Origin of the sequence: Chromobacterium sp. Beijing (genome assembly GCF_021496765.1) — a bacterium.
Taxonomy (GTDB): Bacteria; Pseudomonadota; Gammaproteobacteria; order Burkholderiales; family Chromobacteriaceae; genus Chromobacterium.
Genome location: NZ_CP053750.1, coordinates 3,641,711 through 3,657,161 on the forward strand (window position 1 = coordinate 3,641,711; position 15,451 = coordinate 3,657,161).

Annotated in this window: 15 protein-coding genes; 4 read left to right on the plus strand and 11 right to left on the minus strand. The window is 65.3% G+C overall.

The annotated features are described in order from the left end of the window. Positions 1 to 44: 44 nt before the first annotated feature. Genes HQN78_RS16900 through HQN78_RS16915 form a run of 4 tightly spaced genes read right to left on the minus strand, consistent with a single transcriptional unit; the run spans position 45 to position 2,886 of the window. Positions 45 to 662, minus strand: coding sequence for a LysE family translocator (locus tag HQN78_RS16900; protein WP_235085050.1), 618 nt, complete (start codon positions 660 to 662; stop codon positions 45 to 47). Between the two features lie 24 nt (positions 663 to 686). Further along, positions 687 to 1,199: a 2-oxo-4-hydroxy-4-carboxy-5-ureidoimidazoline decarboxylase gene (gene uraD / locus HQN78_RS16905; RefSeq protein WP_235085052.1), complete on the minus strand. Its 513-nt coding sequence runs from the start codon at positions 1,197 to 1,199 to the stop codon at positions 687 to 689. Next, complete coding sequence (puuE, locus tag HQN78_RS16910) at positions 1,190 to 2,128, minus strand: allantoinase PuuE (RefSeq protein ID WP_235085056.1); 939 nt, start codon at positions 2,126 to 2,128, stop codon at positions 1,190 to 1,192. The genes uraD and puuE overlap by 10 nt, the downstream gene beginning before the upstream one ends. Positions 2,129 to 2,145: 17 nt before the next feature. Beyond that, positions 2,146 to 2,886, minus strand: coding sequence for a GntR family transcriptional regulator (locus HQN78_RS16915; RefSeq protein ID WP_235085058.1), 741 nt, complete (start codon positions 2,884 to 2,886; stop codon positions 2,146 to 2,148). 177 nt (positions 2,887 to 3,063) lie between these two features. On the opposite strand from HQN78_RS16915, the gene uraH reads away from it, so the two are divergent. From uraH to HQN78_RS16930, 3 genes are all read left to right on the plus strand, one after another. Then, positions 3,064 to 3,417 (plus strand): hydroxyisourate hydrolase, encoded by a 354-nt coding sequence (gene uraH, locus HQN78_RS16920; protein WP_107797751.1) that lies wholly within the window; start codon positions 3,064 to 3,066, stop codon positions 3,415 to 3,417. Positions 3,418 to 3,449: 32 nt separating this feature from the next. Continuing rightward, positions 3,450 to 4,706 carry a urate hydroxylase PuuD gene (locus HQN78_RS16925; RefSeq protein ID WP_235085060.1) on the plus strand — a complete coding sequence of 419 codons (1,257 nt, stop codon included), beginning with the start codon at positions 3,450 to 3,452 and terminating at the stop codon, positions 4,704 to 4,706. Positions 4,707 to 5,105: 399 nt separating this feature from the next. Then, positions 5,106 to 5,555, plus strand: a complete 450-nt coding sequence (locus tag HQN78_RS16930; RefSeq protein WP_235085062.1) for a hypothetical protein — start codon at positions 5,106 to 5,108, stop codon at positions 5,553 to 5,555. An 867-nt stretch (positions 5,556 to 6,422) separates the two neighbouring features. On the opposite strand, the gene HQN78_RS16935 is transcribed toward HQN78_RS16930, so the two are convergent. The 3 genes from HQN78_RS16935 to HQN78_RS16945 form a co-directional block, all read right to left on the minus strand. Further along, the gene (locus HQN78_RS16935; protein WP_107801121.1) at positions 6,423 to 7,049 is read right to left on the minus strand and encodes a hypothetical protein; all 627 of its coding nucleotides are present in this window, start codon (positions 7,047 to 7,049) and stop codon (positions 6,423 to 6,425) included. A 183-nt stretch (positions 7,050 to 7,232) separates the two neighbouring features. Next, complete coding sequence (locus tag HQN78_RS16940) at positions 7,233 to 7,694, minus strand: YiiD C-terminal domain-containing protein (protein WP_107801122.1); 462 nt, start codon at positions 7,692 to 7,694, stop codon at positions 7,233 to 7,235. After that, positions 7,675 to 9,681 carry a prolyl oligopeptidase family serine peptidase gene (locus HQN78_RS16945; RefSeq protein WP_235085064.1) on the minus strand — a complete coding sequence of 669 codons (2,007 nt, stop codon included), beginning with the start codon at positions 9,679 to 9,681 and terminating at the stop codon, positions 7,675 to 7,677. The genes HQN78_RS16940 and HQN78_RS16945 overlap by 20 nt, the downstream gene beginning before the upstream one ends. Positions 9,682 to 9,888: 207 nt before the next feature. Here HQN78_RS16945 and HQN78_RS16950 point away from each other — a divergent pair, with 207 nt between their 5' ends. Next, a complete protein-coding gene (locus tag HQN78_RS16950) occupies positions 9,889 to 10,401 on the plus strand; it encodes a YcnI family protein (RefSeq protein WP_107801123.1) in 513 nt (170 codons plus the stop codon). 258 nt (positions 10,402 to 10,659) lie between these two features. Here the strand turns inward: HQN78_RS16950 and HQN78_RS16955 are convergent, their stop codons facing one another. The 4 genes from HQN78_RS16955 to leuS all read right to left on the minus strand — a co-directional run bounded on the left by HQN78_RS16955 (position 10,660) and on the right by leuS (position 15,352). Then, complete coding sequence (locus HQN78_RS16955) at positions 10,660 to 11,049, minus strand: YidB family protein (protein ID WP_107801124.1); 390 nt, start codon at positions 11,047 to 11,049, stop codon at positions 10,660 to 10,662. A 56-nt stretch (positions 11,050 to 11,105) separates the two neighbouring features. After that, a complete protein-coding gene (holA, locus tag HQN78_RS16960; RefSeq protein ID WP_235085067.1) occupies positions 11,106 to 12,110 on the minus strand; it encodes a DNA polymerase III subunit delta in 1,005 nt (334 codons plus the stop codon). Next, entirely contained in the window at positions 12,091 to 12,651 is a 561-nt protein-coding gene (lptE, locus tag HQN78_RS16965) for an LPS assembly lipoprotein LptE (protein WP_107801126.1), read from the minus strand. The genes holA and lptE overlap by 20 nt, the downstream gene beginning before the upstream one ends. Positions 12,652 to 12,733: 82 nt before the next feature. Continuing rightward, positions 12,734 to 15,352: a leucine--tRNA ligase gene (leuS, locus tag HQN78_RS16970; protein WP_235085069.1), complete on the minus strand. Its 2,619-nt coding sequence runs from the start codon at positions 15,350 to 15,352 to the stop codon at positions 12,734 to 12,736. Positions 15,353 to 15,451: the final 99 nt, after the last annotated feature.

The window sequence follows — 15,451 nt, forward strand, 5'->3', positions numbered from 1 at the left end:
ACTTTCTCCTTATCAATGACGTCGGCGCGCGCGCCGTACGCCGTTCATGCCGCCAGCCGGCTCCAAATCAGCGCCAGCCCCAAGGCGAGAAAAAACAAGGCCGAAACCTTGAGGAAGACGAGCCGCAGTACCGCCAGACGCTGGAAGAACAGCTCCGCCAACAGGCCGTACGCGGTCTTGCACGATAAATCGATCGCCACCCAGCCGGCCGCCATCCAGCCCAGTTGCGGCGCCAGCGGCGCTTGGGCGTTGATGAACTGCGGCAGCAGCGCCACGAAAAAAGCGATGTCCTTGGGATTGCTGATGCCCAGCAGAAAAGCATGGGAAAACCATTGCGCCGGCGCCGCCTTTCGGCTGCCCTGAGCCGCCGCGGCCCGGCCGGCGCCGCGCCAGGTCTTGAAACCCAGCCACAGCAGATAGCCGGCCCCCAGCGCCTGCAGGACGGAGAACAGACCGGGAGAGGCCAGGATCAGCGCGCCCACGCCCAAGGCGGACAAAAGCAGCAGCGACAAAGACGCCAGCACGCCGCCGGCAAACGCCGGCCAGGCGCGCAACAGGCCATGCTCGGCGCTGGTGGCGACCATGAACAGCGACAGGGGGCCGGGCACGGCGATCACCACCAGGATGGACAACAAGTACATGACGAGAATCTGGCTGGACATGGCGGCTCCGGTCTAGGCGCGGGATCAGGAAGAAATCAGTTCGGCCAAGCGCAGGCCGGCGATCCGATAGATTTGCTGCAAACAGGCCAGCCGTTCCGCCTCCGGCTCGGCAGCCAGCCGCCGCTGGAACTCGGCGATGACGCCGGCGCGCCCATAGCCGCGCACCGCCAGGATGAAGGGAAAACCGAAACGGGCCCGGTAGTCGGCGTTCAGCCGCCGCAACAACTCCAGTTCCTGCGGCGAACACTGATCCAGGCCGGCGCCGCCTTGCTCGGCGGCGGACTCGGCGGTCAACTCCCCGCGCAGCGCGGCCTTGCCGGCCAGCTCCGGGTGGGCGCGGATCAGTTTCAATTGCGCCTCCACGCCCGCCTCCTCCACCTGCCGCCGCATGCAGCCGTGCAGATCCGCCACGCTGGCGAACGGCCTCAGGCCGGCAGCCTGCGCCGCCACCCACGGCGAGTGTTCGAAAACACCGCCCAGCGCGGTGACGAACTGCTCCGTCGGCAGGGCGTTGATGCGTTCCAGCGTCAAGGACATGGCCGCTCTCCGGTGAAAGGATGCGTCTCCCGCCAATGCCGGGCGATGTCCAGCCGCCGGCAGATCCATACCCGCGGATGACGCTCCAGATAATCGAGAAAACGACACAGGCCGGCAAAGCGGCCGGGCCGGCCGATCAAGCGGCAATGCAGGCCCACCGACAACATGCGCGGCTTGTCCGCCCCCTCGGCGTAAAGCACGTCGAACGCGTCTTTCAGATAGCTGAAAAAATGCTCGCCGGTATTGAAGCCCTGCGCGGTGGCGAAGCGCATATCGTTGGTGTCCAGCGCGTAAGGCACGATCAGATGCGGCTGCTCGCCGCCGTCGCTGCGCCGCACCAGGGTCCAGAACGGCAAATCGTCGCCGTAGTAATCGGAGTCGTAGAGAAAGCCGCCGTCGTCCGCCACCAGCCGGCGCGTATTGGGGCTGTCGCGGCCGGTGTACCAGCCGGACGGACGCTGGCCGGTCAAACGACGGATCGCCTCCACGCAGCGCCGCATGTGCTCGCGCTCCACCGCTTCGTCCACCTGCTGATAATGCAGCCAACGATAGCCGTGGCCGGCGATCTCGTGGCCCAGCTCCGCCAGCGCGCCGGCCAGCTCCGGATGCCGCTCCAAAGCCATGCCGACGCCGAACACCGTCAAGGGCAGGCCGCGCCGCTCAAACTCGCGCAGAATGCGCCACACCCCGGCGCGCGAACCGTACTCGTAAATCGACTCCATCGACAGATGCCGCGCCGGGTAGGCCGCCGCGCCGATGATTTCCGACAAGAACTGCTCGGAGCCGGCGTCGCCGTGCAACACGCAACTCTCGCCGCCTTCCTCGTAATTGAGCACGAACTGCACAGCGATGCGCGCCGCGCCCGGCCAATTGGCCTCCGGCAGATCGCGGCCGTAGCCGATCAAATCGCGTGGGTAATCCGCCTGCATGGCCATCCTTCCCGCTGTCAGCGCTTAAGGTTGAACACCGTCCACGGGTCCAAATGGGTGTGGGTTTCCACCTTCATCCGCCGCTCGCAATCCTCCAGATGATGGTGCATCGCCGCCGCCGCGCCGGCGCGGTCCCCCGCCTCCAGCCGCGCCAGAATCGCCTCATGCTCGTCGAAGGAACAAGCGCTGCGGCCGGGCACATCGTATAAGGCGATGATCAGCGAAGTGCGCGAACACAGGCCGTGCATCAACTCGGTCAACACCTCGTTGTCGGCCAGCCGCGCCAATTGCACATGGAAGGCGTTGGACAGACGGATCCAGCTGACCCGGTCGCCGCGCTCGAAAGCCGCGCGCTCGTCGGCCACCATGCGCCGCATCGGCGGCAGGCGCTCGGCCAGATCAGGCAAGGCCAGCAGCTTGTCCAGAATCGCCGCCTCCACCATGCGCCGCGCCTCGAACACATCGCGGGTTTCCTTCTCGTCCGGCTTGGCGACGAAAGCGCCGCGGTTGGGCAGGATGTCGACGATCTTGTCGTGCGCCAGCTGGGCCAGCGCGCTGCGGGCGCTGCTGCGCGAGCACTGGAAGGCGTCGCACAGCACCGCCTCGGTCAGCTTGACCCCCGGCAATAAGCGCTGGTCTATCACCGCGTCGAAGATTTCCCAGTACAAGCGATCGGCGTCATTGCCCGGCGCGCCGTCGCCCACCAAGGTGGACGCCCTGGGCGCCGCGGCCTGCGTTCCGTTAGCGGAATGCAACATGTCCTCTCCCGGTATTTCCATATCCCGCTCTATGCCTTCAGAATTTTGTTGACAATTATTGTCGTTGGCAAACACTATCGTCAACACAAATTGTCGACAATTTTAAATCGCCATCGCGAACAACAAGATCGACAACAGGTCCGCCAGATCGGGCCGCACAACAAAGGAGAAACAACCGTGGGCAAATTGACCACCCATGTGCTGGACACCATGCACGGCAAGCCGGCGGCGGGCGTGCGCTGCCAGTTGTACCGGCTGGACGGAGAACAAAGGCTGTTGCTGGCCGAGGCGACGACCAACAGCGACGGCCGCTGCGAACGGCCGCTGCTGGAAGGCGAGCAACTGCGCGCCGGCGTGTACGAACTGCTGTTCCATGCCGGCGATTATTTCGCCGCCCAAGGCGTGAAGCTGCCGGAGCCGCGCTTTCTAGATCAGGTGCTGCTGCGCTTCGGCGTCGCCAAGGCGGACGAAAACTTCCATGTGCCGCTGGTCCTGACGCCGTGGAGCTATTCCACCTACCGCGGCAGTTGACGCTGTTCCCGTCCCCACCCGGAAACCTCGCCATGGAAAACTACCTGCTGGAGCTGGGCAACCTGCTGCTGCGCTGGTTGCACGTGATCGCCGCCATCGCCTGGATAGGCGAATCGATTTACTTCGTCATGTTGGACAACAGCCTGTCGCCGCCCGCTGCCGCCGATGCCCGGCGCGGCCTGCACGGCGAGATGTTCGCCGTACACGGCGGCGGCTTTTACCATAACCAGAAATACCTGGGCCAACCGCCCTTCCCGCTGGACGACAAACTGCACTGGTCATTCTGGAAATCCTACGCCACCTGGCTGTCCGGCTTCGGCCTGTTCTCCCTGCTCTACCTGCTCAATCCCGCCTTCTACCTGGTCAACCCCGCCAGCCCCTGGGCCTGGGCGGCGGCCTTGTCCGGCGGCGCGGCCGCCTTAATCGCCGTCGCCTTCCTCTTGGGCGGCTGGCTGGCCTACGATCAGCTCTGCCGCCGCATCAGCCCGGACATGAACCGCGACGGCGCGCTCAGCCTGGCCGTGGCGCTGCTGATGGCGCTGGCGGCCTACGCCAGCAGCCACATCTTCCAGGGCCGCGCCGCCTTCCTGATCACCGGCGCGGTCATGGCCACCTGCATGTCGGCCAATGTCCTGTTCTGGATCATTCCCGGTCAGCGCCGCATGGTGCGCGCCATCCAGGCCGGCGACAAACCCAATCCGCTGGATGGACTGCGCGGCAAGCAGCGCTCGGTGCACAACACCTATTTCACGCTGCCGGTGGTGTTCCTGATGATCAGCAACCACTACGCCTTCACCTTCGGCAGCCGCCACGCCTGGCTGATCATGGTGCTGTTCATCCTGTCCGGCGCGCTGATCCGCCAATACTTCGTGCTGCGCCACTCCGGCCGCCAGCGGCCGCTGCTGCCGGCGCTGGGCGGCCTGTTGCTGGTCGGCGTGGCGGTATTGGCCGCGCCGCCCCCGCCCAATACCGCGCCCGCGGCGCCGCAAGCCGCGGCGGACGCCGCTGAACCGGCGGCGGCGCAAACGGCGGCCGATGTCCGTCTGCGGCAGATTCACGCCATCATTCAAAACCGCTGCCTCTCCTGTCACTCGGCCACGCCCAGTCAGGCCGGTTTCGTGGCGCCGCCGGCCGGCCTGAAGTTTGACGATGCGCAGGAGATTCTCATCAACGCGCACCGGATCAAGCAGGCGGTGGCGTCCAAATACATGCCGCTGGCCAATTTGACCCAGATGACCCAGGAGGAGCGCGAGACTCTGGCGAAATGGGGGCCGGCGCCCGGCCGCTAACGCAACGCCGACCCGTTTGAAAGTGGCGAGCGGCTTAGCCATATGGGTTGACTGGGGATAACTTTCCCATTCCGCCCCATCTGTGGATATCTTGAAACGATCAAGAAGAAGCCGCCTCGCCTTGACCCCCGCCCGCCGCTCGGCAACAATCCCCCCGTTGCCGCCTACACGCGGCACCCGGGATTGGCGTCCCGGTACATCTCCATCTTTGTGGCCTACGCAGCAACTGCGCAGGCTGCTTTACCATGGCCGCGCCATTTGGCAGGCGCATGGTGGGGGAGTGCCATGGCACTCGCCGGTTTGGAGACAGTCCGGTACGCCAATCCTGCCACGCGCCTGCCCAATACCTCAGCCTTCCCCGGCAGGTGGTTTATCTTGTGTCACAGCAGGAGAAACACCATGCAACAGCCTCAAAACTTTCCCCCGCGCCGTCGCTACAAACTGAACGCTCTGGAACAACAGAGCGCACTGCTGCCCTTCGTCCGCTTCTGCCCCGGCCGCACCCACCCGCATTACTGGCAAATGCCCACGCCCAGCAAGGATCTCCTCGCCGACCACGCCTATGGCCGCGAATGCGCGGCTCACCTGTTGCAATGGCTGAAGGACAACCGGGAATACGTCGGCAAAGGCCTGCTGAGCCGCGTGGCGCGCGACATCGATTTTGACGACCGCGCCGGTCGCGGCCAGTGGATGGGCTTTTTCAACTATCTGGAAATCATGATGCTGCTGGGCGCCGACCGGGTCCGGGTTTACCGCCATGTCGATAGCCAACACCAGATCTACCTGGCGCTGGGACAGCGCTTCAGCCTGGAAGCGCGCTTCCGTCGCATCCGCCTGCGAAACCGCTAAGCGTCTTGCGGTGGGTATCGCTGCGCTCCACCCACCCTACGGCGGATGGTCTTGTAGGGTGGGTGGAGCCGATAGGCGATACCCACCAAACCCTGCCGCCAAGGTCCAAGCATCGATCCCACCGCGTTTCCGCGTGGGTATCGCTGTGCTCCGCCCACCCTACGGCAGGAGGTTTGGTCGGGGGTATTTGTAGGGTGGGTGGAGCCGTAGGCGATACCCACCAAAGCCCGCCGCCAAGATCCAAATCGATCCCATCGCGTTTCCGCGTGGGTACCGCTGCGCTCCTCCCTCCCTACGGCGGATGGTTTGGTCGGAGGTATTTGTAGGGTGGGTGGAGCCGATAGGCGATACCCACCAAAGCCCGCCGCCAAGATCCAAGCATCGATCCCATCGCGTTTCCGCGTGGGTACCGCTGCGCTCCTCCCTCCCTACGGCGGATGGTTTGGTCGGAGGTATTTGTAGGGTGGGTGGAGCCGATAGGCGATACCCACCAAAGCCCGCCGCCAAGGCCCAAGCATCGGTCCCATCGCGTTTTCGCGTGGGTATCGCTGCGCTCCGCCCTACGGCGGATGGTTTGGTCGGAGGTATTTGTAGGGTGGGTGGAGCCGCAGGCGATACCCACCAAACCCCGCCGCCAAGGTCCAAGCATCGGTCCCATCGCGTTTCCGCGTGGGTATCGCTGCGCTCCGCCCTACGGCGGATGGTTTGGTCGGAGGTATTTGTAGGGTGGGTGGAGCCGCAGGCGATACCCACCAAACCCCGCCGGGGATTAGCCTCGCCGCCTTGCCTTGCGCGTCACGCTTAAGGAGTGTGTGGAACGACGGCTACCGCAAACACGAGCCGGAATGAAAACGCGCGTCCTAACCTTCAGGACGCGCCGCCTTGCCAACAGACGCCGCCGAGCATGGGTTCCGCCCAAAAAGGCGGACGGACGCCCTCCTCCGTTGTTTTGGCCATTTCCACCCAGGCGTCTTGCTTGCTCCACTCGTACAAGACGCCGGGCTGGATCAGATGCAGGTAGACGCGCTCGAAGGCGGACGACTCCAACAGATGATGGGTGGCGGCGGTCAGCGCCGCTTCCTGGATAAAGGCGGGAAACAGGGTGGTGGCGGCCACGCCGCCGAACTGCGGGATATTGGCTGCCAGCAGCAGGCTCAATTCATAGCCGGGCTTGGCCGCGTAGCGCTTCACGCACTTGGCTTGGATACGGTATTTGATCGCGGCGATGGGCGCGTTGGGCACGCTGATCGCCGCATCCTCGCCCTGCTGCGCCTGGCGCACTTCGCGGGCGCGCAGACAGCCCTTGCCGCCGCCGAACAAGTGCTCGTCCGCATGCACTTCCGTCACTTCGAAAGCGATCCGCCGGCCGTCGCTGAGGGTGGCGCCCACATCCGGCAGCGGCGGCGGCCAGGACTGCCGGTCCACTGCGTGCAAACCCTTGCGCTGCAATAAACGCAGCACCAGTTCCAGCTCTTTTTGCGCTTTTGAAGCCATCGGCCTCCCCCAGCCTGCGTCCGCTGGCGTTGCGGCGCGGCTGCGGCCGACAACGCCGGGGCGCGGTTATTTTGGCTATCGCTCAACCCAACCCGGCACAAGATATTTCTTTTTAGCACAAAAAATAAGCTATTCAGATTGGATTTAAAGTTTGATAAGCGATAGCGCTGCGCCGGGGGGGCTTCAGTACTGGGAATCCCCTTCTCCAGGCAGCACCACGAACTCGCCGTTCAGGCCGCCCACCGCTTCGCCGTCGCACTCCAGCGCCACGGCAAGCCGCAAGCGCCCCATGCGTCCGCGCCGCAAAGCCCGCTCCAGCTTGTCCCAGTCGGCGGCGTCCGGAGCGGCGGCGCGGGCGAGGAAGTCGGCGACGATGGGCTTGTCGTAGCGCATGTCGTTGCCGTGAATGATGACGCGGCCGGCCAGGCCGCGCTCGCGCAAGCGCATGAACACCAGGCACCAGGCGGCGAGGATGGCCACCGCCGAGGCGCTGCCGCCGAACACAGTGGCGCGGTGGTTGATATTGGGCGCCAGCGGCGCGCTCAGGATCACCCGTTCGCCGCTGGCCTCGGTCACGCGGACCGCCATCGCGGCGGACAGCGGGATGTGTTGATGGAGGTAGTCTTCAAGCGCCTGTGGACTCATGTTGCTCTCCCGATTCGGCACGCCCGGCTTTGGCGCCGCCACCCTCATTCTGCCCCAAGAGGTGGCGCTGGAAAAACCACAGGCTATGGCCCAGTTGCAGCACCTGGTTTTCCCGTTTGGCCGCGCCGTGGCCTTCGTCCGGGAACAGGATCAGGCCGCCGTCCACGCCCTTGCCGGCCATCGCGCGGTACATTTGCAGCGCCTCGCCCACCGGCACCCGCGGGTCGCTGACGCCCTGGATGATCAGCAGCGGATCGCGCAGCTTGTCGATGTGATTGATGGGCGACAATTGCTCCAGCGCGGCGCGGTCGCGCTCCAGGTCGCCGTATTCGGCGGCGCGCAGCGCGCGGCGGTAGGGCGCGGTGTTTTGCAGGAAGCTGACCAGGTTGGCGATGCCGACATTGGACACGCCGGCGTCGTAGGCGCCGGCGAAGATGGTCATCGCCGCCAGCGTGGAATAGCCGCCGTAGCTGCCGCCCATCACGCCGATCTTGGGCGCCACGCCGTCCGCGCCCCACTGGCTGCGGATGTAGCGCGCGGCGTCTTCGATATCGGACAGCACTTGCAGCCGGCGCGGACCGTTGTCGCTGTCCAGCCAGCTCTTGCCGTAGCCGACGGAGCCGCGCACATTGGGCTGCACATAAATGAAGCCGGCGTCGACGAATAACTGGGCCTGCGGCAAGAAGCCGGCCCGGCTCTGGCTCTCCGGCCCGCCGTGAAAGTGGACCACCACCGGGCAGGGCGTGGCCGCGCAGCGCGTCGGCCGGCGCACGAACATCGGAATCGGCGTGCCGTCGCGCGCCGGGTAGCTTTCCAGGCTGACCTTGGCGAAGCCCCGGGTATCCAGTTCCGGCGCGGACGGCAACAGCCACTGGCTGAGTTTGCCGCGCTTGCTGTCCCAAACATGGCTGCTGGCCGGCGCGGTGTCGGTTTCCACGCTGAAGTTGACGTAGCGGCCGTCGCGGCTGAGGTTGACGACGTTGACCTGGGCCGCGCCGGGGAAGGCCGGCAGCTTCAGCGCGCGATAGCCGCGGCGGCCATCCAGCGCCAAGGCCTTGCCGTAACCATCCTGGCTCAGCGTGTAGTAGACGCGGCCCCGCTCATGGTCGATGTTGAGGTTTTCCACGTCGCCGCGCGCTTCCGGCGTCAGCGCCTGGAAAACGCCGGCGCTCCACAGATAAAGACGGTGGTATTCGCCGAACTTATTGCTGCGCACCAGGTATTCGCCGTCGCGCAGGCCGAAGTCCATCCGATAGTCGACGGCCTCGCCCTGGCCCAGCAGCGGCTGCAAGGCTTTGCCGTCCGGCGTCCATAAATAGAATTCCGCGCTGGCGTTGCTCAGCGTCTTTTGCAGCAATAGACGGCCGTCGTCGCGGTGATCGGCGATGCTCCAGGCCCCGCGATCGCCGAACAGACGCTCGCGGCGGCCGTCGGCCAGCCGATAGCGATACAGGGTGTAGCTGTCGGCCCGCTCGTCGTTGCTGCGGTAGTACAGCCATTGGCCGTCCTTGCTGAGAAACTGGAACTGGGTCTGCACGCCGGGCTTGTGCTGGACTTCGCGCAGCGCGCCGCCGGCGGCGGCTTGCAGATAGAGGCCGGGATTTTCCTCGCCCTTGCGGTCGCGGCTGAGCACCAGCCAGCGCCCGTCCGGACTGACGTCCTGGATCAGGGTGGCGTCTTCGCCGCCGGTAAGCTGCACCGGAAAGCGTTGCGGACCGTCCAGCCTCCAGACCTGCGGCACGCCGGTGACGCGCCAGCTGAAATACAAGGCCTTGCCGTCCGGGGACAGCACGCCGGCGCCGGGCGCGCGCAGGTCCAGCATATTCTGCACTTTGCGGCTCAGCTCCGCCGGCAAGGGCGCGGCGCGGTAGCGCGCCACCTCCTCCGCGCTGACGCTGGCGGCGCCAAGGCCGCTGTAGCCGCCGGCGGCGCAGTCATGAGTGGACAACATCATCAACGCTGCGGTGGATAAGGCACGGACCATCATGACGACTCCTGAACCATTGGGCGGGCGACCAGTATAGCGGCCATGACAAAGCCATCGCAATTTGCATTATTCTCATGCCGACTCTGCGACACTTTGTCGCATGCTAGGGGGATGAGCAGGCGCTAAACTGATGCGGCTAATCCTCATTCGCATTTGTCGCCGCCAATGGCCGACACGCGCGCTAACCCTGATCCGCAAAGAGCTACGATGAAAAAGATCGCCCTGCTGGCCTTGCTGGCCGCTTCCGGCTCCGCCCTCGCCCACGTCACCCTGGAAATGCCCACCGCCGCCAGCGGCGGCTATTACAAGGGCGTGCTGAAAATCGGCCATGGCTGCAACGGCAGCCCCACCACCGCCATCAGCGTGGAAATGCCGGAGGGCGTGCGTCTGGCGCAGCCGATGCCGAAAGCCGGCTGGGAGGTGGAGGTGAGCAAGAGCGCGGTCAAGCCTTTCGACAATTACGGCCGCAAGGTGAGCGAGGATGTGAGCCGCATCACCTGGAAGGGCGGCAAGCTGCCGTCCAATTTCTACGATGAGTTCGTATTCCAGGCCAAGATCGCCGCCCAGCCGGGCAAGCTCTACTTCAAGGTGAAACAGCTGTGCGAACAGGGCGAAACCAATTGGGCGGACATTCCGGCCCCCGGCCAGGACGCCCATGACTTGAAAAGCCCGGCGGCGGAGCTGACGGTGACCGCCGGCGCGGCCGGTCATCATCATTAAGAATCTATTTACGATCTGCTGCGCGTCGTGGAACGTGGCTCGGTGAGTGCACCTTGGAAACGCTCATGTGCCTTATGTACATTCCGCTTCCTCAGCTGTTTTCGCCTTGTCTCGCCTTAGCGCGCGAGATCGTAAACACGTTCTCGGAACGGACTCCTTGCGCCGGCCTGATCCCGCTTGCAAGCGGGCCGGCCAAAGGCATGAAAAACGCCGGCGGCGAGTCTCTCGCGGCCGGCGTTGTTGCATGGATGGGAGGGATCAGCGGAATAAGCCTTTGAGCAGATCCGCGCCCTGGGACAGCAAATCATCGCCCTGCGGCAGCTGGCCGTTGGGGGTCAGCTTGTCCACCAGACCGGGCAGATGTTCGGCCACCAATTGCGACACTTGCCCCTGGTCCAGGCCCACTTTTTCCGCGATGCCGGCGAGTTGATCGCCGCCCAGTACTTGCTGGATCTGCTCGGCGGACACCGGCAGATTCCCGCCCTGCCCCACCCACGACGACACCAGCTCGCCCAGACCGCCTTGCTGGAACTGTTCCAGCAGTCCGGACAAGCCGCCTTGTTGTTGCAACAAGCTTTGCAGGGCTTCGCCGGCGCCGCCTTCCGCGCCGCCGGACAGCAAACCGCTCAAGGTATCGAATAAAGCCATGGTGCTCTCCTGTTTGCCGCGCACGGGGCGCGAATCTTGGTGAATGTCCCGCCGGATCAAGCGGCCAGCAGGCCCGCCAGCCCGCGCATGGTCTGCCAGGGGTCGCCGACTTCCACGCCCTTGATCTGACGGTCTATGCGCGCGCATTCGTCCAGCGCGGTCATCAGCTTGCGCGGGCCGATGCGGCGCAAGGCCGGTTCGGCCAGACGCTGCTTGTCGCCCCACAAACGCAGTTCGCGCGCCATGTCGCGCGCGTTGCGCCCATCCTTCAGGCCCTGGCGCAGACGCAGCAACATGCGCACGTCTTCGGTCAGCGACCACAACACCAGCACCGGCGCCTCGCCTTCGGCCATCAGGCCGTCCAGCATGCGCAGCACCCGCGGCACGTCGCCGGCCAGCCAGGATTCGGACAGATGGAACACGTCGAAGCGGGCCACATTGGCCACCGCGGCGCGCAATTGCTCCAGCGTCAGTTCGCCGGCCGGATACAGCAAGGCCAGCTTGTCCACTTCCTGGCGCGCGGCCAGCAGATTGCCCTCCACGCGATCAACGAAGAAGGCCAGCGCCTCACCGCCCAGCACCTGGCCCTGGGCCTTGAGCCGGCGCGTGATCCAGCCGGGCAGCTCGGCGCGCCCCACCAGGCGGGCCTCCGCCGTCACCGCCAGCTTTTCCAGCGCCTGGAACCATTTGGACTGCTGCTGCGCGCGCTCCAGCTTGGGCAGGGTGATCAAGGTCACCGTGTCCTGCGGCGGCTGCGCCGCCAGCTGCTGCAGCGCTTCCGCGCCTTCGGTGCCGGGTTTGCCGTTGGGAATGCGGATTTCCAGCAGCTTGCGCTCGGCGAACAGCGAGACGCTGCTCATCGCGTCGCGCAATTGCGACCAATCGAAACCGGCCTCCACCGTCAGCACTTCTCGCTCCTGATAGCCTTGCTCGCGCACCGCCTGGCGCAGCGCGTCGGCGGCTTCCAGCGCCAGCAGCGCTTCCTCGCCGTGGATCAGGTAAAGCGGCGCCAGGCCCTTGCCCAGCGCCGCGATCAGCGCGTCAGGGCTTAGGCTGGGCATCGGCGGGCTTCAGGCTTTGCGGGCCGGTCAGCGGCGCGGCGGCCGGCTTTTTCAGATAGGCCAGCCGGCGCACGATCTGCTCGGCCGCGTCGCGGCGGGCGTCGGCCCAGATCAACGCTTCTTCCTGCTCCTTGCCGAGGATGGCGCTGTCGGAGTAGTTCATGCTGCGGCGCACGACCACCGTCATGTCCGGCTCCACCGGCACGCCGAACAGCACGGTGCGCACCACGGCGGTGTAAGTCAGCTGGTACTCGTTGATCTTGCCGCCCACGTTCAGGGTCAGGATGTCCTTGGACTGATTTTCGCTGAGGATGGTCACCACCGCCTCGGCCTGCTTGGGATTGCCCAGCACTTGCAGACGCGGGTCGCGCGCCAGCACGGTGCGCACGTCGCCGGCCACCGCGGTGTTGCCGCCGTCGAAATACATCGAGGCGAACGGCAGCGGCTTCATCGGGCCGCCCAGGCCGCGCAGGTGGAAGCCGCAGGCGCTCAGCGTAAGGGCCAGCAGCGCCAGCCACAGCCATTGCAGGGAAAGTCTCATTCGCGATTCCTTATCGGGAAACAATGCTTGCCTGGCCCGGCCCGGGGCGCGATCCGCGACCCGGAGCCTAAGCCACGCCGGTTTACACCACGATGTTGACCAGGCGGCCCGGCACCACGATGATTTTCTTGGCCGGTTTGCCTTCCATGAACTTCTGCACGTTTTCATGCGCCAGCGCCGCCGCCTCGATCGCGTCCTTGGCCGCGTCGGCGGCCACGGTGACGCTGCCGCGCAGCTTGCCGCCCACTTGCACCATCAGTTCGATCTCGCTCTTGATCAGCGCGCTCTCGTCCACTTTCGGCCAAGCTTGTTGCAGCAATTCGCTGCCCGGACGCAAGGCGTTCCACAACGCGTCGCAGATATGCGGCACGATGGGGGACAGCAACAGGGTCACGGCTTCCAGCGTTTCCTGAGCCACGGCGCGGCCGGCCTCGCCGGAGGTGTCGGTCTTGTCGTAGGTGTTCAGCAGTTCCATCACCGCGGCGATGGCGGTGTTGAATTGCTGGCGGCGGCCGTAGTCGTCGGCCACTTTCTGGATGGTGGCGTGCAGCTTGAAGCGCAGGTCTTTCAGGCCGGCGCTCAGTTCGCCGCCGCTGTAAGCCGGCGCCAGGCCGGTTGCGACATGCTCGTTCGCCGCCTTCCACAAGCGCTTGAGGAAGCGGAATGCGCCTTCCACGCCGGCGTCCGACCATTCCAGGCTCTGCTCCGGCGGCGCGGCGAACATCATGAACAGGCGGGCGGTGTCCGCGCCGTAGTTTTCAATGAATTCCTGCGGGTCCACGCCGTTGTTCTTGGACTTGGACATTTTCTCGATGCCGCCCACCACGACCGGCAGGCCGTCCACGCGATGCTTGGCGGCCACGATCTTGCCCTTGGCGTCGCGCTCCAGCACCACGTCCTGCGGCGCGATCCAGTCGGTGGCGCCGTTGGGCAGTTCGCGATAGAAGGTTTCGCACACCACCATGCCCTGGGTCAGCAGGCTCTTGAACGGCTCGTCGCTGGACACCAGGCCCTCGTCGCGCATCAGCTTGTGGAAGAAGCGCGCGTACAGCAGGTGCAGGATGGCGTGTTCGATGCCGCCCACGTACTGGTCCACTTGCAGCCAGTAGTCGGCCGCCTTCTTGTCCACCATCGCGGTGTCGCACTTGGGCGAGGCGTAGCGCGCGTAGTACCAGCTGGACTCGACGAAGGTGTCCATGGTGTCGGTTTCGCGCTTGGCCGCGCCGCCGCATTTCGGGCAGCTGGTTTCGTAGAATTCCGGCATCTTGGCCAGCGGGGAGCCGGCGCCGTCCGGAATCACGTTCTCCGGCAGCGTCACCGGCAGGTCTTTTTCCGGCACCGGCACGTCGCCGCAGCTCTGGCAGTGGATGATGGGGATAGGGCAGCCCCAGTAGCGCTGGCGGGAAATGCCCCAGTCGCGCAGGCGGTATTGGGTTTTCTTCTGGCCGGAGGCCTTGGCTTCCAGATCGCCGACGATGGCGTCGAAGGCGGCGGCGAAGTTCAGGCCGTCGTATTTGCCGCTGCCCACGGTGCGGATGCTGTCGTCCTTGGCGGCGTACCAGTCCTGCCAGGCGGCGGCGTCGAAGTTGTCTTCGCCGCTGGCCGGCGCGTAGACCTGCTGGATCGGCAAGCGGTATTTGTTGGCGAACTCGAAATCGCGCTCGTCATGCGCCGGCACCGCCATCACCGCGCCTTCGCCGTAGCCCCACAGCACGTAGTTGGCCACCCATACCGGCAGCTTGGCGCCGGTCAGCGGATGAACGACGAACAGGCCGGTGTCCATGCCCTTCTTTTCCATCTTGGCCACGTCGGCCTCGGCCACGGAGCCGGCCTTGCATTCGGCGATGAAGGCTTGCAGCTCGGCGTTGCCGGCCGCGGCCTGGCTGGCCAGCGGGTGTTCAGCAGCCACCGCCACATAAGTGGCGCCCATCAGGGTGTCGGGGCGGGTGGTGTAGACCTTGAGTTGGCCGGCGTGGCCGATGCTGGCTTCGTCGTAGGCGAAGGCCACATCGGAGCCAAAGCTCTTGCCTATCCAGTTGCGCTGCATGGTCTTGACCTGTTCCGGCCAGCCGTCCAGCTTGTCCAGATCCGCCAGCAGCTGCTCGGCGTAGTCGGTAATGCGGAAGTAGTACATCGGGATTTCGCGCTTTTCCACCAGCGCGCCGGAACGCCAGCCGCGGCCGTCCACCACTTGCTCGTTGGCCAGCACGGTCTGATCCACCGGGTCCCAGTTGACCACGCCGTTTTTCTTGTAGATCACACCTTTTTCAAACAAACGGGTGAACAGCCACTGTTCCCAGCGGTAGTAGTCCGGCTTGCAGGTGGCCAGCTCGCGTTCCCAGTCCAGCGCAAAGCCCAGGCTGTCCAGCTGCTGCTTCATGTATTCGATGTTGGCATAGGTCCAGGCCGCCGGCGCGCCGCCGTTTTTCATCGCGGCGTTCTCGGCCGGCAGGCCGAAGGCGTCCCAACCCATGGGCTGCAGCACGTTGAAGCCTTGCAGACGCTTGAAGCGGGCCAGCACGTCGGTGATGGTGTAGTTGCGCACATGGCCCATGTGCAGCTTGCCGGACGGATAGGGGAACATCGACAGCGCGTAGTATTTGGGACGCGACGCGTCTTCCACGGCTTTGAAAGCGGCAGTCTTCTGCCATTTCTGCTGGGCGGCGGCTTCCACCGCGCGCGGGCTGTATTGTTCTTGCATGGCGATCTTTATCTGGACTCTGAAATACAAAAGGCGGGCTGCCCGGAGGCGCCAGTGATGCGCTCCGCTCCGGATAGCCCGTCCGCAAAAAGGTTGCCC

Coding starts and splice junctions, on each gene's coding strand:
- HQN78_RS16900 (WP_235085050.1), bottom strand. CDS start 662: ATGTCCAGCCAGATTCTCGTCATGTACTTGTTGTCCATCCTGGTGGTG.
- uraD (WP_235085052.1), bottom strand. CDS start 1,199: ATGTCCTTGACGCTGGAACGCATCAACGCCCTGCCGACGGAGCAGTTC.
- puuE (WP_235085056.1), bottom strand. CDS start 2,128: ATGCAGGCGGATTACCCACGCGATTTGATCGGCTACGGCCGCGATCTG.
- HQN78_RS16915 (WP_235085058.1), bottom strand. CDS start 2,886: ATGTTGCATTCCGCTAACGGAACGCAGGCCGCGGCGCCCAGGGCGTCC.
- HQN78_RS16925 (WP_235085060.1), top strand. CDS start 3,450: ATGGAAAACTACCTGCTGGAGCTGGGCAACCTGCTGCTGCGCTGGTTG.
- HQN78_RS16930 (WP_235085062.1), top strand. CDS start 5,106: ATGCAACAGCCTCAAAACTTTCCCCCGCGCCGTCGCTACAAACTGAAC.
- HQN78_RS16935 (WP_107801121.1), bottom strand. CDS start 7,049: ATGGCTTCAAAAGCGCAAAAAGAGCTGGAACTGGTGCTGCGTTTATTG.
- HQN78_RS16940 (WP_107801122.1), bottom strand. CDS start 7,694: ATGAGTCCACAGGCGCTTGAAGACTACCTCCATCAACACATCCCGCTG.
- HQN78_RS16945 (WP_235085064.1), bottom strand. CDS start 9,681: ATGATGGTCCGTGCCTTATCCACCGCAGCGTTGATGATGTTGTCCACT.
- HQN78_RS16950 (WP_107801123.1), top strand. CDS start 9,889: ATGAAAAAGATCGCCCTGCTGGCCTTGCTGGCCGCTTCCGGCTCCGCC.
- HQN78_RS16955 (WP_107801124.1), bottom strand. CDS start 11,049: ATGGCTTTATTCGATACCTTGAGCGGTTTGCTGTCCGGCGGCGCGGAA.
- holA (WP_235085067.1), bottom strand. CDS start 12,110: ATGCCCAGCCTAAGCCCTGACGCGCTGATCGCGGCGCTGGGCAAGGGC.
- lptE (WP_107801126.1), bottom strand. CDS start 12,651: ATGAGACTTTCCCTGCAATGGCTGTGGCTGGCGCTGCTGGCCCTTACG.
- leuS (WP_235085069.1), bottom strand. CDS start 15,352: ATGCAAGAACAATACAGCCCGCGCGCGGTGGAAGCCGCCGCCCAGCAG.